At 54.8% G+C, this 26,041-nt stretch carries 27 protein-coding genes; 22 read left to right on the forward strand and 5 right to left on the reverse strand.

The window, feature by feature from the left end:
• Positions 1–139 precede the first annotated feature (139 nt).
• The 4 genes from J2T14_RS16030 to J2T14_RS16045 all read left to right on the forward strand — a co-directional run bounded on the left by J2T14_RS16030 (position 140) and on the right by J2T14_RS16045 (position 3,251).
• Positions 140–904, forward strand: a complete 765-nt coding sequence (locus J2T14_RS16030) for a DODA-type extradiol aromatic ring-opening family dioxygenase (protein WP_307472321.1) — start codon at positions 140–142, stop codon at positions 902–904.
• Positions 905–947: 43 nt separating this feature from the next.
• Positions 948–1,700, forward strand: a complete 753-nt coding sequence (locus tag J2T14_RS16035; RefSeq protein WP_307472323.1) for a GTP cyclohydrolase II — start codon at positions 948–950, stop codon at positions 1,698–1,700.
• A 281-nt stretch (positions 1,701–1,981) separates the two neighbouring features.
• Complete coding sequence (locus J2T14_RS16040; RefSeq protein ID WP_307472325.1) at positions 1,982–2,197, forward strand: hypothetical protein; 216 nt, start codon at positions 1,982–1,984, stop codon at positions 2,195–2,197.
• A gap of 91 nt (positions 2,198–2,288) precedes the next feature.
• Positions 2,289–3,251, forward strand: a complete 963-nt coding sequence (locus J2T14_RS16045) for an aldolase catalytic domain-containing protein (RefSeq protein WP_307472327.1) — start codon at positions 2,289–2,291, stop codon at positions 3,249–3,251.
• A 320-nt stretch (positions 3,252–3,571) separates the two neighbouring features.
• On the opposite strand, the gene J2T14_RS16050 is transcribed toward J2T14_RS16045, so the two are convergent.
• Entirely contained in the window at positions 3,572–3,874 is a 303-nt protein-coding gene (locus J2T14_RS16050) for a hypothetical protein (RefSeq protein WP_307200602.1), read from the reverse strand.
• Between the two features lie 151 nt (positions 3,875–4,025).
• Here J2T14_RS16050 and J2T14_RS16055 point away from each other — a divergent pair, with 151 nt between their 5' ends.
• Positions 4,026–5,354 carry a VWA domain-containing protein gene (locus tag J2T14_RS16055; protein ID WP_307472330.1) on the forward strand — a complete coding sequence of 443 codons (1,329 nt, stop codon included), beginning with the start codon at positions 4,026–4,028 and terminating at the stop codon, positions 5,352–5,354.
• Positions 5,355–5,432: 78 nt separating this feature from the next.
• Here J2T14_RS16055 and J2T14_RS16060 read toward each other — a convergent pair whose 3' ends face one another.
• Positions 5,433–6,812, reverse strand: a complete 1,380-nt coding sequence (locus J2T14_RS16060) for a Glu/Leu/Phe/Val family dehydrogenase (RefSeq protein ID WP_307472333.1) — start codon at positions 6,810–6,812, stop codon at positions 5,433–5,435.
• A 238-nt stretch (positions 6,813–7,050) separates the two neighbouring features.
• Here J2T14_RS16060 and pxpB point away from each other — a divergent pair, with 238 nt between their 5' ends.
• Both pxpB and J2T14_RS16070 read left to right on the forward strand, forming a co-directional pair.
• A complete protein-coding gene (pxpB, locus tag J2T14_RS16065) occupies positions 7,051–8,925 on the forward strand; it encodes a 5-oxoprolinase subunit PxpB (RefSeq protein WP_307472336.1) in 1,875 nt (624 codons plus the stop codon).
• A 21-nt stretch (positions 8,926–8,946) separates the two neighbouring features.
• Complete coding sequence (locus tag J2T14_RS16070) at positions 8,947–9,756, forward strand: LamB/YcsF family protein (RefSeq protein WP_307472338.1); 810 nt, start codon at positions 8,947–8,949, stop codon at positions 9,754–9,756.
• Here the strand turns inward: J2T14_RS16070 and J2T14_RS16075 are convergent.
• Together J2T14_RS16075 and J2T14_RS16080 are read right to left on the reverse strand one after the other, a co-directional pair.
• A complete protein-coding gene (locus J2T14_RS16075; protein WP_307472340.1) occupies positions 9,753–11,045 on the reverse strand; it encodes an alpha-galactosidase in 1,293 nt (430 codons plus the stop codon). The two genes, J2T14_RS16070 and J2T14_RS16075, sit on opposite strands and share 4 nt — an antisense overlap.
• A 104-nt stretch (positions 11,046–11,149) precedes the next feature.
• A complete protein-coding gene (locus J2T14_RS16080) occupies positions 11,150–12,034 on the reverse strand; it encodes an AraC family transcriptional regulator (RefSeq protein ID WP_307472342.1) in 885 nt (294 codons plus the stop codon).
• 117 nt (positions 12,035–12,151) lie between these two features.
• Between J2T14_RS16080 and J2T14_RS16085 the strand changes: the two genes are divergently transcribed.
• A complete protein-coding gene (locus J2T14_RS16085; protein WP_307200587.1) occupies positions 12,152–12,550 on the forward strand; it encodes a gamma-glutamylcyclotransferase family protein in 399 nt (132 codons plus the stop codon).
• 419 nt (positions 12,551–12,969) lie between these two features.
• On the opposite strand, the gene J2T14_RS16090 is transcribed toward J2T14_RS16085, so the two are convergent.
• The gene (locus tag J2T14_RS16090; RefSeq protein WP_307200585.1) at positions 12,970–13,137 is read right to left on the reverse strand and encodes a hypothetical protein; all 168 of its coding nucleotides are present in this window, start codon (positions 13,135–13,137) and stop codon (positions 12,970–12,972) included.
• Positions 13,138–13,368: 231 nt separating this feature from the next.
• Here J2T14_RS16090 and J2T14_RS16095 point away from each other — a divergent pair, with 231 nt between their 5' ends.
• The 14 genes from J2T14_RS16095 to J2T14_RS16160 all read left to right on the forward strand — a co-directional run bounded on the left by J2T14_RS16095 (position 13,369) and on the right by J2T14_RS16160 (position 26,009).
• Complete coding sequence (locus tag J2T14_RS16095; protein WP_307472344.1) at positions 13,369–14,736, forward strand: copper resistance protein CopC; 1,368 nt, start codon at positions 13,369–13,371, stop codon at positions 14,734–14,736.
• A 17-nt stretch (positions 14,737–14,753) separates the two neighbouring features.
• Positions 14,754–15,620, forward strand: coding sequence for a sensor histidine kinase (locus J2T14_RS16100; RefSeq protein WP_307472346.1), 867 nt, complete (start codon positions 14,754–14,756; stop codon positions 15,618–15,620).
• Complete coding sequence (locus J2T14_RS16105; RefSeq protein ID WP_307200578.1) at positions 15,617–16,333, forward strand: response regulator; 717 nt, start codon at positions 15,617–15,619, stop codon at positions 16,331–16,333. Before J2T14_RS16100 ends, J2T14_RS16105 begins: the two co-directional genes overlap by 4 nt.
• 151 nt (positions 16,334–16,484) lie before the next feature.
• Positions 16,485–16,970, forward strand: coding sequence for an ATP-binding protein (locus J2T14_RS16110; protein ID WP_307472348.1), 486 nt, complete (start codon positions 16,485–16,487; stop codon positions 16,968–16,970).
• On the forward strand, positions 16,970–17,314 hold the full coding sequence (locus J2T14_RS16115) for an STAS domain-containing protein (RefSeq protein WP_307200573.1): 345 nt from the start codon (positions 16,970–16,972) through the stop codon (positions 17,312–17,314). The genes J2T14_RS16110 and J2T14_RS16115 overlap by 1 nt, the downstream gene beginning before the upstream one ends.
• Positions 17,315–17,351: 37 nt before the next feature.
• Positions 17,352–18,569, forward strand: a complete 1,218-nt coding sequence (locus J2T14_RS16120; protein ID WP_307472350.1) for a PP2C family protein-serine/threonine phosphatase — start codon at positions 17,352–17,354, stop codon at positions 18,567–18,569.
• A gap of 30 nt (positions 18,570–18,599) precedes the next feature.
• The gene (locus J2T14_RS16125; RefSeq protein ID WP_307472352.1) at positions 18,600–20,756 is read left to right on the forward strand and encodes an AAA family ATPase; all 2,157 of its coding nucleotides are present in this window, start codon (positions 18,600–18,602) and stop codon (positions 20,754–20,756) included.
• A gap of 185 nt (positions 20,757–20,941) precedes the next feature.
• Positions 20,942–21,520 (forward strand): DUF4255 domain-containing protein, encoded by a 579-nt coding sequence (locus J2T14_RS16130; protein WP_307200567.1) that lies wholly within the window; start codon positions 20,942–20,944, stop codon positions 21,518–21,520.
• 4 nt (positions 21,521–21,524) lie between these two features.
• Entirely contained in the window at positions 21,525–22,307 is a 783-nt protein-coding gene (locus J2T14_RS16135) for a hypothetical protein (RefSeq protein WP_307472354.1), read from the forward strand.
• Between the two features lie 104 nt (positions 22,308–22,411).
• A complete protein-coding gene (locus J2T14_RS16140; RefSeq protein WP_307472355.1) occupies positions 22,412–24,124 on the forward strand; it encodes a phage tail sheath family protein in 1,713 nt (570 codons plus the stop codon).
• 38 nt (positions 24,125–24,162) lie between these two features.
• Entirely contained in the window at positions 24,163–24,597 is a 435-nt protein-coding gene (locus J2T14_RS16145) for a phage tail protein (protein WP_307200561.1), read from the forward strand.
• A gap of 365 nt (positions 24,598–24,962) precedes the next feature.
• Entirely contained in the window at positions 24,963–25,343 is a 381-nt protein-coding gene (locus tag J2T14_RS16150; RefSeq protein WP_307200560.1) for a phage tail assembly protein, read from the forward strand.
• Entirely contained in the window at positions 25,274–25,534 is a 261-nt protein-coding gene (locus J2T14_RS16155) for a DUF6760 family protein (RefSeq protein ID WP_307200558.1), read from the forward strand. The genes J2T14_RS16150 and J2T14_RS16155 overlap by 70 nt, the downstream gene beginning before the upstream one ends.
• Positions 25,535–25,544: 10 nt before the next feature.
• On the forward strand, positions 25,545–26,009 hold the full coding sequence (locus tag J2T14_RS16160) for a phage tail protein (protein WP_307200556.1): 465 nt from the start codon (positions 25,545–25,547) through the stop codon (positions 26,007–26,009).
• The last annotated feature ends 32 nt before the right edge of the window (positions 26,010–26,041 follow it).

The raw sequence follows: 26,041 nt of genomic DNA on the forward strand, positions 1-26,041 counted from the left end.
TTTGTCTTCTTCACAGTATACCCCCAATATAGTTTTTATACAAGCGCACTTCTTGACTGTTAATTACTTGACTATCTTTAGTTGTGAAACTATAATTAGTTACGAATAGTAAGTGAATCGAAACGAAGGGGCGTTCAATATGAAACCATTGTTTTTGGCCCATGGCTCACCTATGCTGGCCGTCGAGCAAAATGAATATAGCCGTTTTCTTCAACATACAGGGGCAAGCTTGAAGCCGGATGCCATCGTTATTTTTACCGCGCATTGGGAAACCGAGGCGGTGACGATCTCGTCGAAAGACGATAAATACGAGACGATTTATGACTTCTATGGTTTTCCCGACGAGCTTTATCAAGTGAAGTACCCTGCCAAAGGCTCTACCAAGGTTGCGGCATTAGTAGGCAAGTTGCTTAGCGATAAAGGCATCCCGGTCGCATACGATGAAACACGCGGACTTGACCATGGCTCATGGACGATGCTAAAGCATATGTTCCCGAAAGCCGATATACCTGTCGTACAGGTGTCGGTCAATCCGTATCGGCCGGCCGAGGAGCAATACCGAATCGGCGAAGCGCTCCGCAGCTTGGGTTCACAAAATATTTTGTTGATCGGAAGCGGCGTTACGGTTCATAATCTAAGAGCGGTTAATTGGGGACGGAAGGAACCCGAGAGCTGGGCGGTCGAATTCGACGATTGGCTCATCGAGAAAATGAACGAGCATGATACAGAGGCGCTGTTCCAATACGATAGTCTTGCGCCTCATGCACGAATGGCCGTTCCCCGCGCAGAGCATCTTGTGCCGTTATATATTGCGCTTGGAGGCGGCGATCCTGCTTCTACGCCTACAATCGTGTTTCGCAGTTACGAATTTGGCACTTTGAGCTACTTATCGTTGCAATTCTAATTCATTCCAATCCTATATTCACGTAGAGAAGGTGAACGGCCTAATGATTCAATCCCATATTGCAGACCGCATCAAGGACAAAATAAGACGTATCGAGAACGGCGCTAACGATATCTACGTTGTCGGCCCGATCAACCTGCCCGTCAATCTCGACGGGGAGACGAAGATGTTTCAGTGGTACTCGTGGCTTCGCAAGGAAGCGGGCGAAGCGAAATCGGCCGCCCAGCTTGTAGAGGATTTAAACCGATTCTCTTATGCGGAAATGCAGCAATCCAGCGTGCTTGTGTACGGCGACTTCGAGCATGAAAGCGATGCGGTCATTCGCATGCACAGCATCTGCCACACAGGCGATATATTCGGCAGCGAGCGCTGCGATTGCGGCTATCAACTGAAGCAATCTATGCGCATGATTACGGAGCATGGCACAGGCGCGTTATTTTATTTGGCCAATCATGAGGGACGCGGTATCGGCCTGTTCAGCAAAGCGATCGCGTATTTGCTGCAGGAGGATGGCCTCGATACGGTTGATGCCAATACGGAGCTCGGCTTCGCCGACGATTCGCGCGATTACGGCGAGGCGATCGCCGTTCTGAAGCTGCTACGCTCGGCGAGCGTAGCGATTATTACGAACAACCCGCGCAAGGTCGAGGCGCTGCGCAAAGCCGGCATGAACATTGCCCGCAGAGTGCCTCTATGGGGCAACCCCTCCGTCTATAACGAGAAGTATTTGCAGACGAAGGTGAACCGCTCGGGTCACTTCGGCCAAGAGTCGGGGTCGGAGACGGTGGCGAGGTAGTGGCATCCCTTTGAAAAATACTGCGGTAACGCCTATGTTGGATCATTGCAGTAACTTTTGCCGGTTAAAGGATGTTTACGGAGTTAATGCAAAAATCCAATATAGCTCATAATTCAGCTTCTGAGAGGCGTTCTATCCTGCAGAAATCCAACATAGCAGGCTGCAGCGATAGATGGCGGAGTAAGGTTAATCCTTGCTCCGTCATTTTTCTTTTTTTATGTAACATTGCGAAGCGGTGAACGGGCTGGCTAACACGCCGATCCACGATGAGGAGCTTTAAGTTGTTGGAGGAAGTAAAGGAAAGCTATGGGCGTACGATTGCAGAAGCGGAGGAATCGGTTACTGGGCAGCTAACGAAACGTTTCATGGACGTGCTTGCCTCCGAGGATGACCGCGTATATAGGAAGAGTACCGGGGAGAAGACGAAAACGCCGGCTGTTATGCAATTTCATGAGGGTCTGAAGTCAGAGGCGGAAAGGCTCATAAATCAACTATAAATCGACAAAATTATTTTGCGTTCGGTGTTCATTTCAAGTATGATGATAAGAAAAAAAGAACTCATGTTCACAATCAAAGGAGCAACAACGCATGCATTCGAAAACAAGCCATTGCAAAATTGTCGACTGCACGATCCGCGACGGCGGACTCGTGAATAACTGGGATTTCAGCGTGGAATTCGTTCAATATTTGTACCAAAGCTTGAACGAAGCTGGCGTGGATTATATGGAGATCGGCTACAAAAACTCGCCTAAGCTGCTTAAAGGCGCTGAGAGCGCAGGACCATGGCGTTTTCTGAACGACGATTTTCTTAAAAAAGTAATTCCGAACAAAGGAAATACGAAGTTGTCCGCGCTTGTCGATATCGGCCGCGTAGACGAGAACGATATCCTGCCGCGCAGCGAGAGCTTGCTTGACCTGATTCGCGTCGCTTGCTATATCCAAGACGTAGACAAAGCGCTTGAGCTTGTGAAAGTGTTCCACGACCGCGGATACGAAACGACGCTTAACATTATGGCGCTCTCCAACGTTATGGAGAACCAGCTTGTTGAAGCTTTCAAGCTGATCGACGAAAGCGTTGTCGACGTTGTATACATCGTGGACTCATACGGAAGCCTGAAGCCTAACGACATGACGTATCTCGTACAGAAGTTCCAGCAGCACCTGCCGAACAAACGTCTGGGCGTTCATGCGCACAACAACTTGCAGCTCGCTTATGCGAACACGCTGCTTGCTGCCGAGAAGGGCGTTGAGCTGCTTGACTCCTCCGTATACGGCATGGGCCGCGCTGCAGGCAACTGCAACACGGAGCTGCTTGTAGCTGAGCTGCAAAATACGAAATACAATATCCGACCTGTTCTCGACATGATCGAGAAATACATGATTCCTCTTCGCGAGAAGGAAGAGTGGGGCTATATTATCCCTTACATGATCACGGGCATCCTTGACGAGCACCCGCGCTCGGCGATGGCGCTTCGCGATTCGGCCGACAAGGACAATGGCGTTGATTTCTATGATCGCCTGACGACACCGGAAATCGCTCACGGCAAATAATCCGTTGCAAGAGAAAAACCGTTCGACCAGTGCTTGCGCTGGTTGAACGGTTTTTTTGGTTAGATGCTATGCACCGATAGATAGGATGGGAAATCCATCTTATTGAAAACAACACGGCGAAAAGTGGGATCTTAGGATGGAAAATGCATCCTATTTGCCGGAGTATTTACGAAGGGAGCCATTTTAGACGCATAGTCAAGGAAATAGGATGCAACATTCAACTTTTACCGGGCTAATAGGTTGATACGTCGAAAATAAGTTGAAGAATCCGTCCAAACATAGTTAGAAGCGAACATACTCCTACTTACGAATGCCGTAAGTTAATGCGAGAATAACTCGCCGTCTCCACGGATAGCAGCCGCTTGATGCCGCTCGTTCGGGTGCAGATAGCCTTTGCCGCGGAATGTCGTTCCGTTGACTGCGACAGCCGTTACTTCAACGCCGATATCCTCCGATTGCCCGAACCAGGCAAGAAGACCGGTCTCGCCGATGCCGACGACGTCGATATACCACAGCCGATCTCCGTAATCGCTGACGAGAACGAGACCTGCCGAAGTGAAAGATAAATGTCTGGTTTGCTGTTGGTATGCAATTTCGATTGCAATGAGCTCGAATGTTTCCATAATGGCCGTCCTCCTAGAATATGAAGCTTATGCAGTCGATCGCGGACTCTCCTCATGTCTGTTACCGATTGTAAAACGATCGGCTCAAATATGCAACATTTGTAAGCCTCGCGCCGTTTGATTATCAAATAGATAAAAAGGGGTTGAAGGAATGGAAATGTCTCATTCGTTCAGAAGGTCTATTTGGAAAACGGTTGCGATGTTTGTTGGCGCCGCCATATTGGTCTGGCTGCTGAACGGCTGTTCAGCGAATAATTCCGATACGGCGGGCAGCGGAAATCAAAGCAATAGCGAAAGTACGAATGATGCAGGGGAGTCCGTGAACGGAGGAGTCGGCGATTCGTCGGAGCCAAGCTCCGGTGATTCGAAATCGGAGGAGTCGAGGCCCGACCGTAAAGAGAACAAAGGCAAACGCGGTTATGGCTCGCAAGACAAAGAGGTGCAGGCAGGCCAACTGACCGCAGGGGAATGGGATGATCTGGCTGCATGGGAGCGATTCGGCAATCTATTGAACAGCCAGGAGGGCGACAGCAGCTTGCGGGCGTGGTCTTTTGCAGCGTTTAATCGTGTCGAGGTCATCGTGACCGCGGGCGGCAAGGCAGTAGCCGATGCCGAGGTAATCGTAACGCAAGGCGGCCAATCGGTATGGGAGGCGCGGACGAACACAGAAGGCAGAGCCTTTGTTTTCGCCGGATTGTTCGATAGGCAAGAGAATCAACGCCAGAGCGATTATGTCATCGAGGCGAGAGCCGGGCAACAGACCAAACGGTTAGAAAATATCGATATAACGAAGCAAGGCGTCGTCAAGGTCGACCTTGGCAGCGAAAGCGGCTCGTCGTTGTCCGATCAAGTCGATGTCATGTTCGTCGTCGATACGACGGGTTCGATGGAGGATGAGCTTAATTACTTGGGAGCCGAGCTGAAGGACGTTATTCAAAGAGTGTCCGAGGAGCACGCGAACCAGCTGGACATTCGTTTAAGCGCTAACTTTTACCGGGATAAACACGATGATTACGTTGTGAAGCCTCATCCGTTCGTTACGAATGTCGATACGGTAACCGGATGGATTACGAAGGAGAATGCACGCGGAGGAGGCGACTTCCCGGAAGCGGTCGATCAGGCGCTTCGGGATGCGATTCATGAGCATGAATGGAGCAAGGAGGCGAGGGCGAGGCTGTTGTTCCTCGTGCTGGACGCTCCTCCGCATAGCGATCCGCAGATCATCGATGAGGTGCAGAAGCTCATCCAGGACGCAGCGAAGCAAGGGATTCGGATCATTCCCGTTGCATCGAGCGGTGTGGATGTCGATACGGAATATTTGCTGCGATTCATGGGCGTCTCTACCGGAGGAACCTACTTGTTCCTGACGGACGATAGCGGCATAGGCGGGGATCACCTCGAGCCAGCGATCGGCGAATATGAAGTGAAGCTGCTGAACGATCTGCTTGTAGAGGTCATTAATCGCTACGTACAGCAGTAATAGGGTGAAAAAGAGGGCTATTCTTCGGCAGCGGTTTGCTGCCCTGGAATAGCCCTTGTTGATGGTTGCCTCGGCCTCTTAGTAGAGCTTGCCTTGACGGTAGAGGGAGGAAGACAGCTTCGTTACGGCATGGTTGTAACAGCTTTGGCGGAGCGGAGCAGGCTCGCCGAAGTAGGCGGGCAATATGCCGGTTAATGTTTTTTGCATTTTGGCATAAAGCAGCTTGTATACTTCCTCCTCGGTGTAGAACTGCGTCTCGCGGCCCTGCAGCCATTCGAAATAAGATACGATTACGCCGCCCGCATTGGCGAGAATGTCGGGGATGACAATCGTGCCTTTCGCGTTCAACACATCGTCCGCCTCGCCTGTAACGGGAGCGTTGGCGCCTTCCACGATAATGCTGGCTTTCACCTTGGAGACGTTGTCGGCGCGAATCTGCTCTTCCAGAGCGGCGAGCATAAGGACGTCCACGTCCAAGTAGAGAACGGCCTCGCGCTCGAGAATGTCGGCGCTGATGCCGAGCTCCTTCAAGCTCTCCGGCGAGGAAGGCAGATCGCCTTGATGATGAACCGCATATTCGATCAATACCGGAATGGGCAAGCCTTCCGGATTGTATAACGTTACGTTCCGGTCGCTGACGGCAACGACCTTGTTGTGCAAATGCGTGCATTTGTAAGCTTCAAGCGCGGCAACCGAGCCGACATTGCCGAAGCCCTGTACCGCAATCGAAAGCGGCCGGTTCGTATGGGCAAGCGCCGTGCGTACGAACGGATTGTTGCTTCCGGCGAGCCAATCGCTCTGCTCCTTCAAGAAATCGTGCAGCATGTAACGGAAAGTGAAGTAGACGCCTTTGCCCGTCGCTTCCCTGCGACCAAGCGAGCCGCCGCTTACGATGCTTTTGCCCGTGAAGCTCCCGAGGTAAGGCTGGCCGGGATGAATGCTTTTGTACTCGGCCATCATCCAGTCCATCTCGCGCTCGCCCGTGCCCATATCGGGAGCGGGAATGTCTTTGTCTGGCCCGAGCACATCGCTGAAGTATTGGACGTATTTTTTGCAAATAAGATAAAGTTCTTTGGCCGAATATTGACGCGGATTAATGACTACGCCGCCTTTGCCGCCTCCGAACGGAACTTCGTGAAGCGCGTTCTTAAGCGTCATCAAAGCCGCGAGATTCGTTACTTCATCCTCGTTCACCGACTCATGAAAGCGGATGCCGCCCTTATAAGGGCCAAGCGAGTCGTTATGCTGGATGCGGTAAGCCGGAATGCGGACGACGCTGCCGTCCTCTACGGTTATTCTTAGAAACGCTTTATGAACCTTGTTCGGAGTAGATAGGATAGCGGCTAGCGATTTGAAAGCTTTTTCGCGCGCCTGCTCCTGTAAATCCGGCAGAAACGACTGATCTCCCATTAAAACATTCAAAGATTGCTGTACGATGGCTCCTGTTTGGCTTGCCATTGGCAGACGACCTCCTTCAGTGTTTGTGTAGCAAACACACTTCGTAAGCATTTGCTCGGCTAAAGTCACAATATAAGGAAAAATACTCCATCTGAGTGTACCATACTTGGAATCGTAAAACCAAAAGCGGAAAGCCGGGCACTTGTTATTATTGTTGGGCAAAAGAGTTGCTATGCGGCGAAAAGGTATGTCAAAATCGAAGTGACGGAATTAGTACGGCTGGCGGGAGATGGAGAAAATGTTCGAAAATGACGATGCAAGTCCGTTACCCAGGGGAGGCGCTGAGAGGTTTCGCTTCTACCCGCTTGGAGACAGAGCAATTGTTATAGAGTGTTCCGAGTCGGGAGGCGCTGCTGATTGGTCGGCGATGGCGCAGCTCGCCAATCATGTTGAAGCGAACCGGGAGCGATGGATGATAGATATTGTCCCTGCTTATACGAACGTAACGATTGTGTACGATCCCGTTTTACTGTGGCGAGAAGAAAGCGAAACGGATGCTTCCGGATGGAGTATGCCGCTGACGGGGAATGTGCCGTATGAGCTTGCCGAGCAGAGGCTGCTAGACGTTATTAACCGGGAGCGGAGCGGTCGTACAGAAAGTGTAAGGGTCGTCGAGATCCCGGTCTGCTACGGCGGCGAAGACGGGCCGGATTTGGCGGAGGCGGCCGCCTATGCGGGTCTGACGGAGGTCGAGCTATGCAGGAGGCATGCCGAGGCTGATTATCAGGTCGCAATGATTGGCTTTATGCCGGGGTTCCCGTATTTGATCGGACTGCCGGAGTCGATTGCGCAGCCGCGCAAAGCGGTGCCTCGCTTAAGAGTCGAGGCGGGGGCGGTCGGCATAGCCGGCGGGCAGACGGGCGTTTACCCGCTAGCGTCGCCGGGAGGCTGGCAGTTGATCGGACGAACGCCGATCAAGCTGTTCGATGCGGAGCGCGGCGAGCCGTCTTTGCTGCGGTCAGGCGATGCGGTTCGGTTCGTGCCGGTAGAGAAACCGCCGATAGGGGATGAGCAAGTAGTTGCTGTTCCGAACGACGGAGAGAGTGGCGGCAGGCAATTGCGTGCGACTGCGGCGGGAGCGTCCGATGATGAGGCGGGTTTCCGTGTAAGGAAGCCCGGCTTGCATACGACGATACAAGATATGGGCAGAGCAGGATATCGATCCATTGGCTTGCCGGCAGGCGGAGCGATGGACAGCTATGCGCTGCGGGTTGCGAATTTGCTCGTAGGCAATGAGGAAGCGGCGGCGGCGCTTGAGCTGACGCTCGTTGGGCCTGAGCTGGCGGCGCAGGACGATATGCTTATCGCCGTATGCGGCGCCTATATGGCGCCGACAATCGACGGCGAGGAGCTGCCGATGTGGCGGCCCGTATGGGTGCGAAGCGGCGCTGTGCTGCGCTTCGGCTCTGCGCTTAGCGGCTGCCGCGCCTATATCGCGGTTGCCGGAGGCATTGGCGTGCCCGCGGTGATGGGCAGCCGCAGCACGTACACGCGCGCCGCGCTCGGCGGCCTCGGCGGGCGGCTGCTTGCCGCCGGCGACGTCGTGCCGTGCGGCGCGGCCGGTGCGGCTGCCGCTTCGCGATGGGCAGCCGCATGGATGGCGGCGCTCGCCGCCCGCCCCGGCAGCTGGGCGGCCGCGCCGTGGTTCGCGCAGCCGCTTGCCTATGGCGGCGGCAGCGACGAGCACGGCATTTGGCTCCGCGCGATGCCGGGAAGCGAATTCGGGCAGTTCAGCCAAGCTGCCCGAACAGCCTTTTACCGGGAGCGCTATCGCGTCGCTCCCGATTCGGACCGCATGGGCTGCCGCCTGGACGGCAGCCCGCTAACAAGAACGACCCATGCGGAGCTGCTCTCGCATGGGGTAACGGCCGGCGCCGTCCAGGTGCCCCCCGGCGGCGGGCCGATCGTGCTTGCCGCCGATTGCCAGACGACCGGCGGCTACCCCAAGATCGCGCATGTCGCCGGCGTCGATCTGCCGCTGCTCGCGCAGGCGAAACCCGGCGATACGATCCGCTTCCGCCATGTATCGCTGGAGGAGGCGCAGCGGCTGGAGCTTGCCCGCGAGCGGGAGCTGCGGCGGCTTGCGCTCGCGATGCGCTGCCGATTGCCATAAGAACAGGAGATGAATCGAATAATGAACGATCGATTAGATCAGTTGACGCCTCAATCAGACGCCGCCAAAGCCGTCGATCTCAACTGCGACTTCGGAGAAGGGTTCGGCGCGTATACGTTCGGGCAGGACGACGAGCTGCTTCAATATGTCACAAGCGTCAACATCGCTTGCGGCTTCCATGCAGGCGATCCGCATACGATGCGAACCGCCGCCCGGAAGTCTCTGGCGGCAGGCGTTGCCGTCGGAGCGCATCCAGGCTTGCCGGACCGGCTCGGGTTCGGGCGTCGAGAAATGAAGATAACAGCGAGCGAGGCTTATGATTACGTGGTTTATCAAGTCGGGGCATTGTCCGCTTTCGTGCAAGCGATGGGAGGACGGCTTCGTCATGTGAAACCGCACGGCGCGCTCTACCATATGGCCGGGCGCGATCAAGAGATTGCCGCAGCCGTCGTGAAGGCCGCGGCCGATGTCGACAAGCGGCTGCTCGTTTTTGGCGGCTCCGGCAGCCTGCTCCTAAACGAAGCACGGCGCCAAGGACTTGGCGCCGTCTCCGAAGTATTCGCCGACCGCACCTACCGGGCGGACGGTACATTAACGCCGCGCAGCGAGCCCGGCGCACTGCTTGCCGGCACGGAGGCGGCCGTTCAACAGGCCGTCTCCATGGCCGCTGAAGGCAAAGCCTATACGGCAAGCGGCGATATCATCGCCATCAAGGCCGATACGATCTGCCTGCATGGCGACGGCCCGCATGCGGCAGCCTTCGCCCATAGCATTAGCAGCGCCTTGCTTGCGGCCAATATCTCTCTCCGCGCGCCTGGCGCTGTCCTCTAATTCAGCTTCAACAGCAGAGAACTATGAGGCGGCAGAGTGAACGAAAGCGAGTCCAGCGCTCCGAGATTCTCGCGCTTCCACAGATCGCGCGCTTGCGCAGGAGCCGTAAGTCCAAGCTGCTCCAAGCTGACTTCAACCGTGTCTGCAGCCTCGCCCGCGTTGAACAATGCAACATACGTCACATCGTTTTCGCCTTGCGAGGTCCAAACGATGCGATCCCCGTCGCGCGATACTTGCCGCGCGCCTCTGCTATTGCGATGCAGCTCAAGCACTTCTTCGTTCGTGATGAGCGACAGCGTCCAGTCGTCATTATCGCGCAGTTCCCCGCCGAACATGAGCGGCGAACGGAAAATGGACCAGAGCGACATCATCGTGACTTGCTCGTCGGGCGTGAATCTCGTCCAGCGGTCGCTGCCGCCGCCATCGACCGAGCGTATGCCGAGATGTCCGAGCGGAAGCATATCGCAGTCCGGCCAGCTGCCCTCAGCCACATGCGGCGCCCACTTCTCGCAGCGCTCGAACATATCGTGCAGCAGATGCCAAATGTCCCAATAGTCGTCGGTCATCCGCCACATATTAGCGTTCGCGGCAAGCGCTTCCGCGTGCTCCAGCGGCGCAGGTCCCGGCGAGAGACTGAGCACCATCGGCCGTACGCAATGCTCGATCGCCGAGCGGATCAGCTCGATCTCCGGCAAGTGGATGCCGTACAGCCGCGATGCGGCGATGTCGTCGACTTTAACAAAATCAACTCCCCACGAAGCGTATAGCTCGAACAACGAATTATAATACGCTTGCGCGCCCTCTCTCGACGCATCAACGCCGTACATATCGGTGTTCCATGGGCAGATCGAGTTCGGGTGCGCGATCTGGCGGGCGGTAGCCGTCGTTCCGAGTACCGGCGTATCGGCATGTGCCGCTTGGCGCGGAATGCCTCGCATGATATGAATGCCGAATTTGAGGCCAAGACCGTGCACGTAATCGGCAAGCGGCTTGAAGCCTTGTCCGCCTGCAGCAGAAGGGAATCGTTCGACCGACGGCATAAGCCGCGAATATTCATCCATCTCCAGAGGTACAAATTGGCGATAGTGGGATGACACAGCTCCAGGCTCGTACCACTGAATATCTACGACGACATATTCCCAACCGAACGGCTTCAAATACTCGGCCATATACTCCGCATTGCCTCTAATTTCTTCTTCTCTTACCGCGGCCCCGTAGCAGTCCCAGCTGTTCCAGCCGAGCGGCGGCGTTGCCGCATACTGATGATGCTTCTTCGCGCTTTTCACCACAATGATCATCCTCTCTATCGTAATATTGCTCTATGCAATTATCGTAGAACGAATGACCAGCCCGTGGCTAGCCCATTATATTGCGTTTCCATGTAAAATATTGCTCAATCAAATCGCAGCCGATCGATCGATGGCAGCTCCTTAGCCAGACGAAAATCGCCCGGCGGAAAACCGACTTTGCCGCGGAACACTTTACTGAAGTAGCTGCCGTTCGCATAGCCGACCGCTTTGGCGATTTCATCGACCGTCAGCTTGGAACCGCGAAGCAATTGGACCGCCTTCTCGATGCGCAGCTTCGTAATATAATCCATCGGCGACATACCGGTTGTCTGTACGAATAGCCGGGCGAAATAATACTTGGACAGACCGGCAACGGTGGCGATTTCCTCCAAGCTTTCCGGTTGAGCGAACGATAATTCCATGTGTTTGACGGCATCGCGGATACTGCTCGGCCAAGAAGCGCGTTCGTTTTGCAGCATATTCTTCGTCTGAAGCAGCTCCATCATTAGCGTATATACGAACGACGATGCCTGGTAGCTGTTCTGAATGCCGTTCATGCGCGCTTCCGAATAGAGCCTTTGCAACGCCCGGACCGCAGAGCTGCCAGGATCCAAATGCGGCGTTACGCCAATCGAATCGATGAGCTCTTGCCATAATGGATGCAGATTGGCTTGCCGGATGAGCGCGAAATAGAATGTCCAGCTCTCGCTATCAGGCGGCAGGCAGTAATGGTGATCCCCCGGTATTTCTGCCAAAAAGGCCGTCCCGGGGCCAATCTCATACGTCGTATCGCCAAGCCGGTAATGGCCGAAACCGGATATCGTATATTGGAGCAAATAGAGCGGTCCGTCAATACGCTTCATACCGTCCCAATAATAATCGGGATCGGTAACCTGCTGATGTCCGACTGCGAACAACTGATAGATCGGGAGCTGCGGCGCGTCTTGGAATCGATAGCCGTACGCCCCGAATGTTTGCGAATGAGCCACTACGGAACAGCCTCCTTGTCTGTATATTTGCCGCTGATTGCAACTTGTCGTATCGTTCACAGACCTATATGATGAGAGCAATTATACAATAAACATGTAGAGACGGGTGAATAGACGATGATGCGAGTATTTATATACGGCACACTGCTTCCCGGCGAAAGCAATCATCATGTCGTCGCGAGCTTCGCGCAAACTTCGAGACCGGGACAAATAATCGGCCGTTTGGTCGATTGCGGTTCGTATCCGGCAGCCATTCGGGATGCCGAATCGAAGCAGCGCAATAGTATTATACGCGGTCAGTGGATCGTCGTCGATAGAGCGGGGCTGTCGTCGATGGATAAGCTCGAGGAATTTTACGGGATCGAGGAAAATAACGATTATGAGCGCGTGTGGGTGAGAGATGCTTGTAAGTCGGAACTAGCGGGATGGGCGTATGTCTGGAGCGAAGACAGAGGTTGTCCAAGAATAGAGGCGCAGTACTGGCCGGATTATCGTTCGGAAAAAGAGGGAACATAGTCATTAACGCTAAGTACGGTCGACTGTTCTGCCGTATCATAAATCCGCTGCCTCCAGTCCACGCACGTTTCCCTTATATCTTCACAAGCCCCTCGCGAGTCCGTGCGACAATTAGATATAGAAACGGACACTAATACTTCTTATGCTAACTTCAACCAATGAAATAGTGATAGAGATACTTATGCAGACGCTCGCTCCAACTAGCACTATTCCACCACGACCGGCTTCAATCGAGCAAATAGTGCTAAAAACGATCTCTAACTGATTATCGAATATATAGGTTCCGCTACATGAATGAATATGGCTGAAGCTCCCGGCTACCGAGGATGTGCGCTGACGCTCAACAAATCCGGCATAATAGGCAAAATAAAAACCGGCAAACGAAGATCACCCCTCGTTTGCCGGTTTCATTGTCCCTATTACTCCCGAGCCTGCGGCTTGTCTTCTTCGTGCTTTGCCTCGGCGTATGCCACTAACGCGACCGTCGATCCGTACTCCTCGCTAAGCTTTTGCTCCAGCTGGCGAATAGCGTCGAGCGCATCTCCCTGTTCCCCAATGCGCGCGACTTCATAAGGCTTACTTGACATTGAATTCCACATCCCTTTCGAAATTAGCAATAAAAGCCGAAATACGGTTATGTTGGCATGTTTCATTATGCAGCTTCTGTTATTCGAGCTCCCTTTATACTTCAAAGCGCAGGCGCCAAACAAAAGATGAGCATTGTGTGTCGCGGGCGCGCTTTCATTGTTCTTTTCATTGCCGTTTAGTACACTGTAGCTGACAACAAGCGTATTTGAAGGAAGGGACATTACGACACTATGATTCGAATCTGCGACAATATACAATCCACAAAACCTATAAGAAGCTCGAACGCCGCATGCCTGGCACTGTTGCTCGTTCTCCTGGCATTAACGGCTTCTATTCTCTTCGTCCCGGCAGGTCAAGCTGCCGCGGCGTCGGCAGATGCCGCCCATCACCATGCCGAGTCCGGTTATACCGGCGGAGCGACAACGGGACAAACGATGCTATATATCGTAAGAGCGTTCTATTATATCGCTTTGATGGCGGCTGCAGGTATGATGATATGGTCCGCCGCGCTTCCTTTTGCGCAAGGCACCGATCCGCAGCGTATGCATGCCAAGTGGAGTCTGCTGGCTGTCAGAACGCTGCTGCTCGTCGCCATCGTCTACATATTCGCTCATTTCAACGCGCTTATGAAAAGCCTAGGAACGAGCGCGGACGCAATCGGCGTGTTAACGGAGACCAACGCCGGCCGCTCATGGATCGCGCTGCTCGTACTGGCCGTGCTCGGATTGGCCTTATTGAAGCAAAATGAGATCGTAAAAGCAATATGGGCTTTACTTCTGCTTGGGGTGGAAAGCCTCGGCGGGCATACGCTCGCGCTCGATAATCCGGCGCTAGCCATCATTATGAACTTCCTGCATCTGATCTGTTCGGCGATATGGGCAGGCGGCGTCATGCTGCTCATGCTTTATTGGTATGCGGACCGAAAGGAAGCCGGACGATTCGCCGCAAGGTTCACGACGGTCGCATGGATGACGATCGTGCTTCTGGGGGTCACGGGTATCTTAATGACAGTGTCGCTATTGCCGTCGTGGCTTTATTTGATCTACAGCGCTTGGGGGTGGCTCTTGATTGCTAAAGCGTTCCTCGTCCTTGCCGTCGTCGTGGTCGGAGCGTTCCTTCGACTGCGCGCGAAGCGCAAGGAAATGCCGCGCGGCACTCTGCTTAAGCTGGACGGCGCGCTGATGCTCGCAGTCCTCTTGATCGTAGGCGTGCTTACTTACATTAGCCCTGCACCGAGTACAGAGCCGCTTAATTATCACAAAATGGGCGAGGAGCTTCATTACACGCTGGACATCTCGCCGAACGGGCCTGGTCCTAACGATGTATCGCTGAAGGTGTGGCTGCCGGAGGAGCTGGGCGAGCCGGAAGAAATCAGCCTGGCGATCTTGCCGCAGGACCGCCCGGACAAAGCCCCGATTGTCGTAAGCCTGCAAATGAAGGAGACGAATAACGATACTTCCTTCCCGGGCTTTAAGCTGACGGAGTATATGGCAGGCAAGGTCGAGCTTCCTTATCCGGGCGCATGGCAGGCGGAACTTGTCATTACCGATAGCGATGGACTTATAACGGCGGAGGCGATAAATTTCCGCAACGATTAAGGCAGGAGGAGAGCAGGTTGTCTTATAAATGGCTCAAGCGGCTGATTTTATGGATACCGACCGTCACGATAGGCTCGTGGGAGTATGTGCGCCATGCGATTCTGCTGCCGTATGTATCGATGGAGCTGGGCAATGTCCTTGCTCCAGTGCTCGTGTTCGTCGTAACGCTGACTCTGCTGCGCGGACTGTTCGCGAAGCTGGAGCAGACGCAGGAGTCGCTCCAACAGGAGCGCGTCGCCAAAGCTGCCTTCGAGGAACGCGAACAGCTTGCGCGCGAGCTGCATGACGGCATCTCGCAGTCGCTTTTCATGCTCTCCGTCAAGCTGGATCGGCTGGAGCGGGAGACAAGCGATCCGAAGGCGCAGGCCGCGACGCAGGTAATAAAGTCTACAGTCCGGCGCGTGCATGACGACGTCAGGCAGCAGGTCGAGAGCTTGCATCATACGCCCTTGCCTTCCAAGCAGCCTTGGCTGCAGAGCATCCATCATCTGACCGCCGAGATGGAACAGACAAGCGGCATCCGGACGACCGTGGAATGGAACGTGAAGGAAGATGTGTTCACTCCGAAGCAGAAGGTGGAGCTGCTGGCCATTATGCGCGAAGCGCTGATGAACGTGCAGAAGCATGCGAGAGCCGGGCGGGTCATCGTAAGAGGCGGCCAACTGCGGCAGAGCGGGTTCGAGGATAGCATCGAAGCAGCCTTTTACTGCGAGATTGAGGATGACGGGATCGGTGCGTCAAGCGCCCAATTGAACAAGCAAGGGACATACGGCTTGAAGATGATGCAGGCCAGAGCGGAAGCGATGCGTTGGTCGTTGGACGTGTCGCAAGCGAGCCCGCAGGGTACGATCGTAACGATACGGGGGAGGGGAACTGCGAAATGACGGACATTACGAATGCGATCCGGGTTATGCTGGTCGACGACCATCCGCACGGTCTTGAAGGAATGCGGGAAATCGTAACAAGCGACTCGGCGTTTACGGTCGTTGGCGAAGCGTCAAGCGGCGAGGAGGCGCTGGCTCGGGCAGCGGCTCTGAATCCGGACCTTGTACTTATGGATATCAATATGCCGGGCATGGGCGGTCTGGAGGCGACATACCGTCTTAAGCAGCTTCATCCCTCTCTGAAAATAATAATGGTCACGGTGTCCGACGACATTACCCATCTGTTCGAAGCGATCAAGCGGGGCGCGCAAGGCTATCTGCTCAAAAATATCGCTCCTTCCTCCTGGCTGGAATATTTGCGGGCCGTCTCCGTCGATGAAGCGCCGATGTCCAAGGAGCTCGCGTTCCGTCTGCTGCAGGAATTCACGCAGCCGGACAAGCCTTCTCCCCCGGTTGCCGCGACCGTTTTATCGCGCAAACCGGCTGCCGCGTCCAAGCCTCTGCCGGATATGACGACGCCGCTTACCGAGCGCGAGAAGGAAGTTCTTGAACACGTCGCTACCGGCGCATCCAACCGCGAAATTGCCGAAGCGCTTTCCCTATCGGAGCACACCGTCAAAAACCACCTCAAAAACATTTTGCAGAAACTTCACCTCGCCAATCGGGTTCAATTGACAATTTACGCCCTTCAGCAAGGTTTTGTCGATAATTGACGAAAAGGGTCGACAGTTCCGCGTTCCATTATTCGACTCTATCGGCAGGATTCGCGATAGATCCGTAGAATGATATAACGGACAACAATATCGGCGAATTCCGGCATAGTGCTTTTGGCGTATGACTACATATAAGTGTGGGGGGGAATGGATGTTGAAGGATCGGCAATATCCTATCGATCGCGAGATCAAGCTCTTTAACCGAATGGATGAGCTTGAGCGATTGAATGAGCGTTTGGAAGAGATCGGATCTGATGTTGGGTGGACGGCTCGCGCCGTGCTTGACTTGTCTCTGGCATGCGAGGAGCTTGTAGTCAATATCGTCAACTACGGTTTCCCTTCAGGCGGGGAGCATTGCATCGATGTCACTATCCACGCCTCGCCAAGTTCCGTAGAAGTGAAGATTGAGGACGGCGGAATACCGTTCAATCCGCTTCTGGATTCGGATGCGGACGCCTTGCTTGCGCTGGAGCTGGAGGATCGCCCGATCGGCGGCCTTGGCATCTTTTTCGTTAAGCGGTTAATGGACGATATTCACTATGAATATACCGGGGGATTAAATAGGTTTCGGATGCGCAAGCAATTTCGACCTAATGAAAGTCACGACGAACAATTGCAAGCGGGGGGTAACGAATAATGAATTTAGTGGCAACGGAATGGAATGGCGTTACGATTCTTCCTTTCGAAGGAAGACTGGACGGCAACAACGCGACGGCGGCGGAGCAAGCGTTCTTGCAATTGCTGGCCGAAGGCAAGCAGAGCTTCATATTCGATTTCAGCGATCTTCTATACATAAGCAGCGCAGGTCTGCGCGTGGTCCTGGTAGCGGCCAAGAAGCTTCGGGCGTCGAAGGGGAAAATGGTATGTGCTTGCTTGGGCGAGCAAGTATACGATGTGTTCGAAATGTCGGGCTTCACGACGATTTTGGAAATCGCGGCAACGCGCGAGGAAGCGCTTGAAAAAATCGGGGCAGGCGCATAATGGCTAGCTGGCGAGAGTTTGAAGGGCGGTAACGAAAATGTCTCAACTCGAATGGATAATCGGCGCGGCAGGCATTGGCGCGGCAGCTTATACGCTGGTTCGCAACCGCCGTCTCGCCGCGAAGCTGAAGAGGGCGGAAACGCTTCTTGACCTAAGCGCCGAGTTTCATGCGTCGCTGAACAAGCCGGAGCTGCTGAGTACGGTGAACGAGGCGGCAAGACGGCTCGTATTCGCCGAAGAAGCTGCCGTTGGTTTCGAGGAGGACGAAGCCGTGCAAGGAGTAGATGGGCTGATGGGCAGAGCCTCCTCTGCGAACGTCGTCACGATCCCGATGACCTCGCGGGGACGGAAGCTTGGCGTTCTGCAGGCGGCCGGCAAAAGCGGCGGCACAGCCTTCAGCCGCGACGACCGCGAGGCGCTCGCGAAGCTGGCGGGCCCGCTGGCTCTGGCGCTGGACAACGCCATGCTGTACGAAGCGCTGGAGGAGTCGGTAAGCGAGCTGCAGCACGCGACGGCGCTTAAGGAGCGGCTCGAGAGCGAGCTGCAGATCGCCGGCAGCATTCAGCTCAGCTTCTTGCCGACGACAATGCCATCGGCCAACGAGCCGTTTGACGTATGCGCGCTGCTTAAGTCGGCGAAGGAGGTCGGCGGCGACTTCTATAACTTCTTCAAGATCGACGACGACCATTTGTTCTTCACCCTTGGGGACGTATCGGACAAAGGCATTCCGGCTGCGCTGTTCATGGCCATGACGCTGTCCCTGCTGAAAGGGAAGATGAACCCGAAGCTGTCGCCGGGCGAGCTGCTCGAGAAAGTGAACGACGAGCTATGCACGGACAATGCGCAATTGTTCGCAACGATCGTATGCGGCGTCTTGCAAATATCGACCGGCGACGTCGTGCTCAGCGACGGCGGACATTGCACGCCATACGTGGTGAAGGCTGACGGTGCGGTACTTCCAATCAAGCTGCGCAAAGGCATTCCGCTCGGCTCGTTCCCGGAGTTCGTCTATTACGACCAGACGATCCGCTTGGATCGGGGAGATCGCCTTATTGTATACACCGACGGAATTACGGAGGCGGAAAATGCGCTTCAAGAGCAATATACGGTTCATCGGTTGCAGCAGTTTTTGTCGCAAACCTCCGGTTATTCGAGCGCGGAGATTATCGATGCGCTGCTAATGGACGTATTCATGTTCGCGGACGGCGCTCCGCAGTCTGACGATATTGCCGTGCTGTGCCTCATGCGCAGATAGCGCGATTATTTTGAAACTCGGAGAATGGATATGACTAATGTGGCAGTCGTTTCGAATGATATATATGATGAGCTTCATTTGCTCGAGCAAGGCATGCGGCTATTGCTGGCCGAGTTCGAGAGCAAGGAAGTAGATGGTCAAGCCCCTTATTCGATGCGCGGATTAATGATTACGCCTTCCGATATCGAACGTACGCTGGAGGAGACGGAGCATCGTCCGGAGGACGATGCTCTTGCTGCGTTCAGGGCGGATAGATTGCAGTGGGAAGCGCGGCGCGATGCCGAGGAAGATGAGGGTCTGAGGGACGACTCGCCGCTTGCCCGTATGTCGCGCGAGCTCGGCTTATCCGTGTGGGAGCGGCGCTGCGTCGTCCTGTGCCTGGCCGCGGAGCTGGACATCAGATACGAGAGCTGGTTCGGCTATTTGAACGACGACGTGACGCTTCGCGTACCGACGGCTTTGCTTGCGCTGCGCTTGCTGTGCGATTCGGAGAAGGAGCGCGATTCCGCCCGCGCTTACTTGGCGGGCTATTCGCCGTTAAAACGTTTTCTGCTTAGAAACGAGACGGCCTTAGAACGAAGCTCCTTGAAAATGCCATTGCGTCTCGATCCGCGCGCGGTCAGCTTCTTGCTGCATACGGAATCGGTGGACAGCCGGATCGCCGCTGCCGTTGCGAAGTATAGCGAGGAGGCGGCGGCGCCGGGGCTGCTGTTCGATGAGCGGCTGCAGATCAGCTTGCAGCTCGCGGTAAGCCAGGAGCGGACCGGCAACAGCGGCAGACTGCCGTTTCTTCAATTGACCGGGCCGTCCGGCGCAGGAAAGAAGCTGCATGCGAGGCATGTGGCGGAAGCGTTCGGGCAGCCTCTGCTCGTAGTATCGCTGGACAAGCTGGAAAGCGATGCGGAGAAGCGGGGCGAGCAGCTTCGCCATATTGTTCGCGAAGCGCTCATATCCGGCGCTATGCTTGCGATGGCTGAAGGGGTTGGCGGCGATTCGCTGCTTGAGTCGTATAAGAGCGGCTTAAGCGCGGCAATTGCCGAATACGCCGCCGTTTCGACGATTCCCGTCGTATTCTGGCTCGCTCGGCGCGAGCGACGCGGCGCACGGCTTCCTCTGCCGGAGGAGGCCTCGCTGCTGTCGTTCGCCATTACCGTGCCTGACGCCGCGCGTCGGTTGACGCTCTGGGAGATGGGGGGCTCGGATCGGGACGATCCCGCGCTCTACGCGCAGCTTGCGGACAAATACGCATTCACGGCCGGACAAATCGAGGGGACGAGGAGGCAGGCCGCACTGCTCGCCTCGCTGCATGGGCGAAGCGGCGCCGATATGAACGATTATGCTGCGGCATCAAGATCGCAGGTGCAGCATCGGTTAAGCGAGCTTGCCGAGAAGCGTGTACCTAGCCGTACATGGAAGGATCTCGTACTGCCGGAGGAGCCGCTGGCTCTGCTCTCCGAGGCTTGCAACCGCTTTAAGTTCAACGAGACGGTACTTAATCGCTGGGGCTTCGGAACTAAGCTTCCTTACGGACGCGGGCTTGCCTTGCTGTTTACTGGTCCGCCAGGCACGGGCAAGACGATGGCCGCGGAAGTTGTCGCACGGGAGCTCGGACTCGAACTCTACCGTGTCGATCTTTCGCGAGTTGTAAGCAAATATATAGGCGAGACGGAAAAAAACTTGCGGGAGCTGTTCGAAGAAGCCGAGAACAGCGGGTCTATTCTATTTTTCGACGAGGGAGATTCCTTGTTCGGCAAGAGGACGGAAGTCAAGGACTCCAATGACCGTTATGCGAATATGGAGGCCGCTTTCCTGCTTCAGCGGATCGAGACTTTCGATGGCGTGACGATTCTGGCGACGAACCTGCTGCAGAACATGGACGAAGCTTTCCTTCGAAGGATGCAGGTTATCGTGAAGTTTCCGTTCCCGGACAGCGCCGAGCGCGAGAGGCTGTTCCGCTCCATGCTGCCGGCCGAGGCGCCGCTCGATACGGATCTCGACTTTCCGTTTCTCGCTTCGAGCGTAGACGTCGCGGGCGGCCATATCAAGAACATCGTGCTTGCGGCCGCCTACATGGCGGCCGCGGAAGACAGCGCGATAGCGATGCGGCATATGATTAGGGCTTCTAGACAGGAGTTTCACAAGATGGGCAAGATCGTCGTGAAGGGTTTATTCGATCCTTATGTCTGAAATTTCGCCAATTCTAGTGAATATAGGAAACGATCCGCGATAGATAGACTCTTTTGATGGTTTTTTGCCAAAAAATGAGTAGTTTTTCGTAGTCAATTAATGGGAGAAAAGCTATAATGGATTTTGTATGGAATAGGTTCAAATTCCTATGTCAGCAATGGGTAAATTGAGAGAGGGGAATGGCAGTGGGGGGTTATACAGTTATCGCTGATTTGGGCGCCAGCATGCTTCGTTTGCTGCGCGACAATCTAACGCCGGACCCCGTGCCGCGCACCGATCTGATCGGCATTGCATCTCCGCGGGATGCCGGCGATCTGGCCTTGTCGTTATTTCTGTTCAACGTGAAGGAAAACGGCGAGGCGCGTCGCACCGGCATGCAGGATCGGGGGAGCACCCTGCAATATCCGCCGCAATCTCTGGATTTCTATTTTCTGATGACAGCGCATTCGAATGCGGATCGTTTGACCAAGTCGCTTGACGAGCATCGTATATTAGGACGAGCGATGCAAGTGCTCTACGACAATTCCGTGCTCCGAAGTCCCTATCTCGAAGGGACGCTTGCCGAGAGCGCCGAGACGATTCGGCTGTCGCTTGTGAGCATGGAGGGCGAAGAGCTGCTTAAGCTGTGGCAATTCGGCGACTTGCCTTATAAGCTGTCCGTTGTCTATCGCGTCGGTCCGGTCATGCTGGATTCCACTCGTACGAAGTCCGTATCGCGCGTTGTCGAGCGCCAAATCGTGCTCGAAGAGAAGGGCGGTGGCTAGCGGCATGTCGCAGCTCAGGGATAAGCTCGTTACTCGCTGCTCGCTTGTTGTTTCGCCGGTTGACGTATGGACGAGGAGAATGCCATCCGGTCTTTCCGTATTGCTTGAGGACATCGCTCGCAAGCCCGTTCGCAAATCAGACGGAACCTATTTGTTTCTGGACGTACCTGCCGGCGTCTATACGCTATCCGTCAAGTCTCCGATGTTCATGCCGTACACGGAACAGATAGATTTGTCGGCGCTATCGCCGCTTGCACCCGTGGTAACGGTTCCGTTGCTGCCAGGGCCGGGGTATGCCTATCCTGCAGCGGCAACGGCCGCATTAGTAAGGATCGTAGACGAGGCAGGCACGCCGATCGCAGGCGCTGATATCGAAGCGTATGCAACGGAGGACGCTGCCGCCAGGGCCAGGGTTGCCCAAGATGGGCTGAAGGCGGGCGACAGCATCATCGCGGCGGGCACGTTCAAAGGCAAAACGTTCGCCGGGGAATGCTTGCTTCTGCGCGATGCGGAGAATGAACAACTGCTTAGCGTTGCAGAGATGCTTCCGGGCGATGCGCTTAGGCTGGAACGTCCGATCGCATATAGCTTCCGGCGAGGCGCGTTATTCATGCCGGCCATCGTTACGCGAAGCGGGCTGGACGGGACGGCATTGCTTCCGTTTCGCGGCTCGCTGCCGCCGCAGTTTGCCGTTAAGGCAAAGGTGAAAGCCGGGGGGAAGGCCGTTATTGCCGAGCTGCAGGCAAAGGCCGGGGAAGTTGCGAAGCTGCGCACGATCGTGCTGTAGTTGCACCTTTCCCGAATGAAATTGGTCTTGGGGCTGACAATGGCTGCAGCTATAGGAGCCGATTGTCACCTAATACATAAATAGATTCAGAGAGGAGATCATTCATGGCTGAGTACTTATCGCCAGGCGTTTACGTGGAGGAATTTGAAAGTGGCTCCAAGCCGCTCGAAGGAGTGAGCACAAGCACGGCGGGCTTTATCGGTCTTGCGTCGCGCGGACCTGTCGAGGGGTTGCCGCAACTTATTACGAGCCCGGCTGATTTCGGGCGCGTATACGGCTCTTATTTGTCCGAGAACGTATTTGGTTCTTATCGTTACCTGGCTTATGCGGTTAACCAGTTTTTCACTAACGGAGGCTCCCGCTGCTTTATCGCGCGCGTCGCTCCGTCGGATGCGGCTGCGGCTTCCAATAGCGGGCAGCAAAGCGCCGTACTGTCCGTAACAGCAAAAAACCCGGGGGCATGGGGCAATCAACTCCGTCTTGTCGCTGTTCCGGCAAGCAAAGCCAAGACGCCTATCTTCGAGGCGGCGGAAGGCAATCGTTACCGCGTGAAAAACGCATCCGGATTCTATGCGGGCGATGTGGTCGTATTCTCGAACGGTTCGGAGAAGCAATACAGCCGCATCGTTTCCGTTCACGATCAAGTGATCGAGCTCGCCGAGGCGCTTTCCGGCGAAGTGGTAGATACCGCGCTTGTGCCGTCCAAATGGCTGAGCACGGCAGAGTTCACCCTTTCGGTAAGCTATGGTAGCGAAGTCGAGACGTATGAGAAAGTATCGCTTAACCCTGAAGCTCCCAACTATGTCGAGAAAGCGGCAGGCCGCTCCGTTCTGGCCAACATCGCTGTCCAATCGGTTTCCGAGGGCAGCGTATCGCCGTTCGAGCAACTGGCGGGCGCGGGTGCCGATTCTTACGAGATCACGCTTGCCGGCGGCAGCGACGGCACGGCTGCAAGCTTGTCCGCAGGCGACTTTATCGGCGAAGACTTCGGTCCGGGCAAGAGAACCGGTATTCAAGCTTTCATCGACAATGACGTTGTCAGCATTATGGCGATTCCAGGCGTAACCGACCCGAACGTGCAATTGTCGCTCGTTGCGCATTGCGAGTCGCTGGGCAGCCGGTTCGCGATTCTTGATCTTCCGCGCGAAGTGACGAAGGTGCAGGACGTTCTGGCTCATCGCGATCTATTCGATTCAAGCTATTGCGCACTGTACAATCCTTGGCTTCAAGTGTTCGATCCGCTCGACAAACGCAATATTTTCATTCCTCCATCCGGTACGATCGCCGGGGTATACTCCCGTTCCGATTCGACTCGCGGCGTGCAGAAAGCTCCGGCCAACGAAACGCTTCGCGGCGTAGTCGGCATTGACGTTCAATACAACAACGGAGAGCAGGATATTCTTAACCCTGCCGGCGTCAACCTGATTCGTTCGTTCACGGGACAAGGCATCCGCGTATGGGGGGCAAGAACTTGCTCGTCGAATACGCTCTGGAAATACATCAACGTTCGGCGCTTGTTCATCTTCCTTGAAAGTTCGATTAAGAACGGCTCCAACTGGGTCGTATTCGAACCGAATACGGAGCAGCTATGGGCACGCGTGCAACGGACGATTGAAGCTTTCTTGACTCGTGTATGGCGCGACGGGGCACTTTCGGGCACTAGTCCGGGTGAAGCGTTTTACATTAATATCGGCCGCACGACGATGACGCAAGACGACATCGACAACGGCAGATTGATTTGCGTAATCGGCGTTGCCCCTGTCAAACCGGCAGAATTCGTCGTATTCCGCATTACCCAAAGAACAGGCTCGGAATAGCATTTAGCTTCCATATCGAATAACGGAAGGGGATAACCATGGCAGGAGATCGTATTGATCCATATCGCAATTATAGATTTATAGTGGAAATCGAAGGTCTGGAAGAGGCTGGTTTCAGCGAGGTTTCCGGATTTGAAGCGACTTTCGACGTTATTGAATACCGCGAGGGCAACGAAGTCATTACCCCGCGCAAGCTTCCGGGCTTGGTGAAGTACGGCAACATTACGCTCAAATGGGGCGCAACGGAATCGATGGAGCTGTATGACTGGATTCAAGAATGCATCGAAGGCACGGTTGAACGCAAGACGATTACGATCACGGCGGTTGACGAGGAAGGCGAGGAAACGGCTAGCTGGAATGTCATCGAAGCTTGGCCGGTCAAGTACACCGCGCCTACCTTCAACGGTCTCGGCAACGAAGTGGCGATCGAACTGTTGGAGTTCGCGCATGAAGGCTTGACGCGCACGGCTTAATAAACGCGTAATGTAAAGGAACAAGAGGCGGCAGTAGGCGGATATCCGCTTGCTCCTCTCTTGTTTTCCGCTTTATTTTTGCAACTGTCAAACTTTGTAGGGTGACCTTAAGTGAGGTTCTAGTTGCAGGAATTGCAATAGAATTCGACTTAAAGCGCGCTTTTGTCTGTCTTGGTTGCGGATTATGCAACGATGAATGAGTAAGCGGCCGATAAGGAGCAGTGAGTGGTCAATCAGTTGCAAAATGTGCAATGGCATTCGTCTTTGGGTGAGCAGGATGACGAATCCGTTGCAGATTATGCAACGGGATTTTTAGAGTAAGCCCGGAGGCATACATCAATAGATAGAATTGGAGTGATAGAAGTATGGCGTTCCAAACCGAATACGAATTTGAGCTTCCGCGCGGCTATGTCGACGAGCACGGCAACCTGCACCGCCGCGGCGTAATGAGGCTGGCAACCGCAGCCGATGAAATATTGCCGATGAAGGATCCCCGCGTACAATCCAATCCGAGCTACTTGACCGTTATTTTGATGGCTAGAGTAGTGACGAAACTGGGCGATCTTAGACATATCGATACGAGGCTCGTAGAGAAGTTATTTACGGCCGATCTTGCTTATTTGCAAAACCTGTATCGCCAAATCAACGATCTGGAAGCACCGAAAGCGGCGGCAGCATGTCCGAAGTGCGATCACGAGTTCGAGGTGGCTGTCGATTTTTTGTCCTTAACGGAGGCCCTCTCCTAAGTTACCCGGTCGACCGGCTATACGAAGAGGTAGGCTTCGTCGCTTATTATTTCCATTGGACGCATGACGAGATTATGAATATGGAGCATGCGGAGCGTCGCCGTTGGTGCGATGAAATTTCGAGAATTAACCGGAAAATGAACGAAGATACGGACAAGCCAAACGTGTTCGACGTCTTCGGAAAGAGGTGACGTTCGGTCTATGGCAGTGATGGAAGGCAAGGAAAACGAACGGTTGTTTACGGTAGCGGGTACTTTTAACTTCTGGGTGGAGCTGGACGGCGTATTCGTAGCCGGGTTCACGGAAGTCTCGGGGCTCGAAGCCGAAACGGAGATTGAGGAATACCGCGAGGGCGGCGTGAACGGATATGTTCATAAGCTGCCTAAGGGCATACGGTATCCGAATATCGTTTTGCGTCGCGGCGTTACGAAGTCGCCTGTGCTATGGAATTGGTATGAGAGCTCGATTGACGGACCGATCACTCGCAAGACGGGATCGATCGTACTCCAGAACGCCGACGGGAAAGAGTTTGGACGGTGGAGCTTTTTTGACGGATATCCGGTCAAATGGTCGGGTCCTCAGCTTAATGCGAGTACGAGCGACGTTGCATTCGAGTCCATCGAAATTGCGCATACAGGACTATATGGCGGATTTAACCAGACGTAGCGAATCGAACAAGCAGAATAAAGAAGGAGGAT

This window comes from Paenibacillus harenae, from assembly GCF_030812415.1.
GTDB classification, from domain to species: domain Bacteria; phylum Bacillota; class Bacilli; order Paenibacillales; family Paenibacillaceae; genus Pristimantibacillus; species Pristimantibacillus harenae_A.

Excerpts from the sequence above, each read along its gene's own strand:
- J2T14_RS16140 (WP_307472355.1), top strand. The coding sequence starts at position 22,412 with ATGGCTGAGTACTTATCGCCAGGCGTTTACGTGGAGGAATTTGAAAGT.
- J2T14_RS16145 (WP_307200561.1), top strand. The coding sequence starts at position 24,163 with ATGGCAGGAGATCGTATTGATCCATATCGCAATTATAGATTTATAGTG.
- J2T14_RS16035 (WP_307472323.1), top strand. The coding sequence starts at position 948 with ATGATTCAATCCCATATTGCAGACCGCATCAAGGACAAAATAAGACGT.
- J2T14_RS16095 (WP_307472344.1), top strand. The coding sequence starts at position 13,369 with ATGATTCGAATCTGCGACAATATACAATCCACAAAACCTATAAGAAGC.
- J2T14_RS16090 (WP_307200585.1), bottom strand. The coding sequence starts at position 13,137 with ATGTCAAGTAAGCCTTATGAAGTCGCGCGCATTGGGGAACAGGGAGAT.
- J2T14_RS16125 (WP_307472352.1), top strand. The coding sequence starts at position 18,600 with ATGACTAATGTGGCAGTCGTTTCGAATGATATATATGATGAGCTTCAT.
- J2T14_RS16105 (WP_307200578.1), top strand. The coding sequence starts at position 15,617 with ATGACGGACATTACGAATGCGATCCGGGTTATGCTGGTCGACGACCAT.
- J2T14_RS16055 (WP_307472330.1), top strand. The coding sequence starts at position 4,026 with ATGGAAATGTCTCATTCGTTCAGAAGGTCTATTTGGAAAACGGTTGCG.
- J2T14_RS16135 (WP_307472354.1), top strand. The coding sequence starts at position 21,525 with ATGTCGCAGCTCAGGGATAAGCTCGTTACTCGCTGCTCGCTTGTTGTT.
- J2T14_RS16115 (WP_307200573.1), top strand. The coding sequence starts at position 16,970 with ATGAATTTAGTGGCAACGGAATGGAATGGCGTTACGATTCTTCCTTTC.
- J2T14_RS16030 (WP_307472321.1), top strand. The coding sequence starts at position 140 with ATGAAACCATTGTTTTTGGCCCATGGCTCACCTATGCTGGCCGTCGAG.
- J2T14_RS16045 (WP_307472327.1), top strand. The coding sequence starts at position 2,289 with ATGCATTCGAAAACAAGCCATTGCAAAATTGTCGACTGCACGATCCGC.
- pxpB (WP_307472336.1), top strand. The coding sequence starts at position 7,051 with ATGTTCGAAAATGACGATGCAAGTCCGTTACCCAGGGGAGGCGCTGAG.
- J2T14_RS16120 (WP_307472350.1), top strand. The coding sequence starts at position 17,352 with ATGTCTCAACTCGAATGGATAATCGGCGCGGCAGGCATTGGCGCGGCA.
- J2T14_RS16155 (WP_307200558.1), top strand. The coding sequence starts at position 25,274 with ATGTCCGAAGTGCGATCACGAGTTCGAGGTGGCTGTCGATTTTTTGTC.
- J2T14_RS16160 (WP_307200556.1), top strand. The coding sequence starts at position 25,545 with ATGGCAGTGATGGAAGGCAAGGAAAACGAACGGTTGTTTACGGTAGCG.
- J2T14_RS16050 (WP_307200602.1), bottom strand. The coding sequence starts at position 3,874 with ATGGAAACATTCGAGCTCATTGCAATCGAAATTGCATACCAACAGCAA.
- J2T14_RS16110 (WP_307472348.1), top strand. The coding sequence starts at position 16,485 with ATGTTGAAGGATCGGCAATATCCTATCGATCGCGAGATCAAGCTCTTT.
- J2T14_RS16150 (WP_307200560.1), top strand. The coding sequence starts at position 24,963 with ATGGCGTTCCAAACCGAATACGAATTTGAGCTTCCGCGCGGCTATGTC.
- J2T14_RS16085 (WP_307200587.1), top strand. The coding sequence starts at position 12,152 with ATGATGCGAGTATTTATATACGGCACACTGCTTCCCGGCGAAAGCAAT.
- J2T14_RS16060 (WP_307472333.1), bottom strand. The coding sequence starts at position 6,812 with ATGGCAAGCCAAACAGGAGCCATCGTACAGCAATCTTTGAATGTTTTA.
- J2T14_RS16070 (WP_307472338.1), top strand. The coding sequence starts at position 8,947 with ATGAACGATCGATTAGATCAGTTGACGCCTCAATCAGACGCCGCCAAA.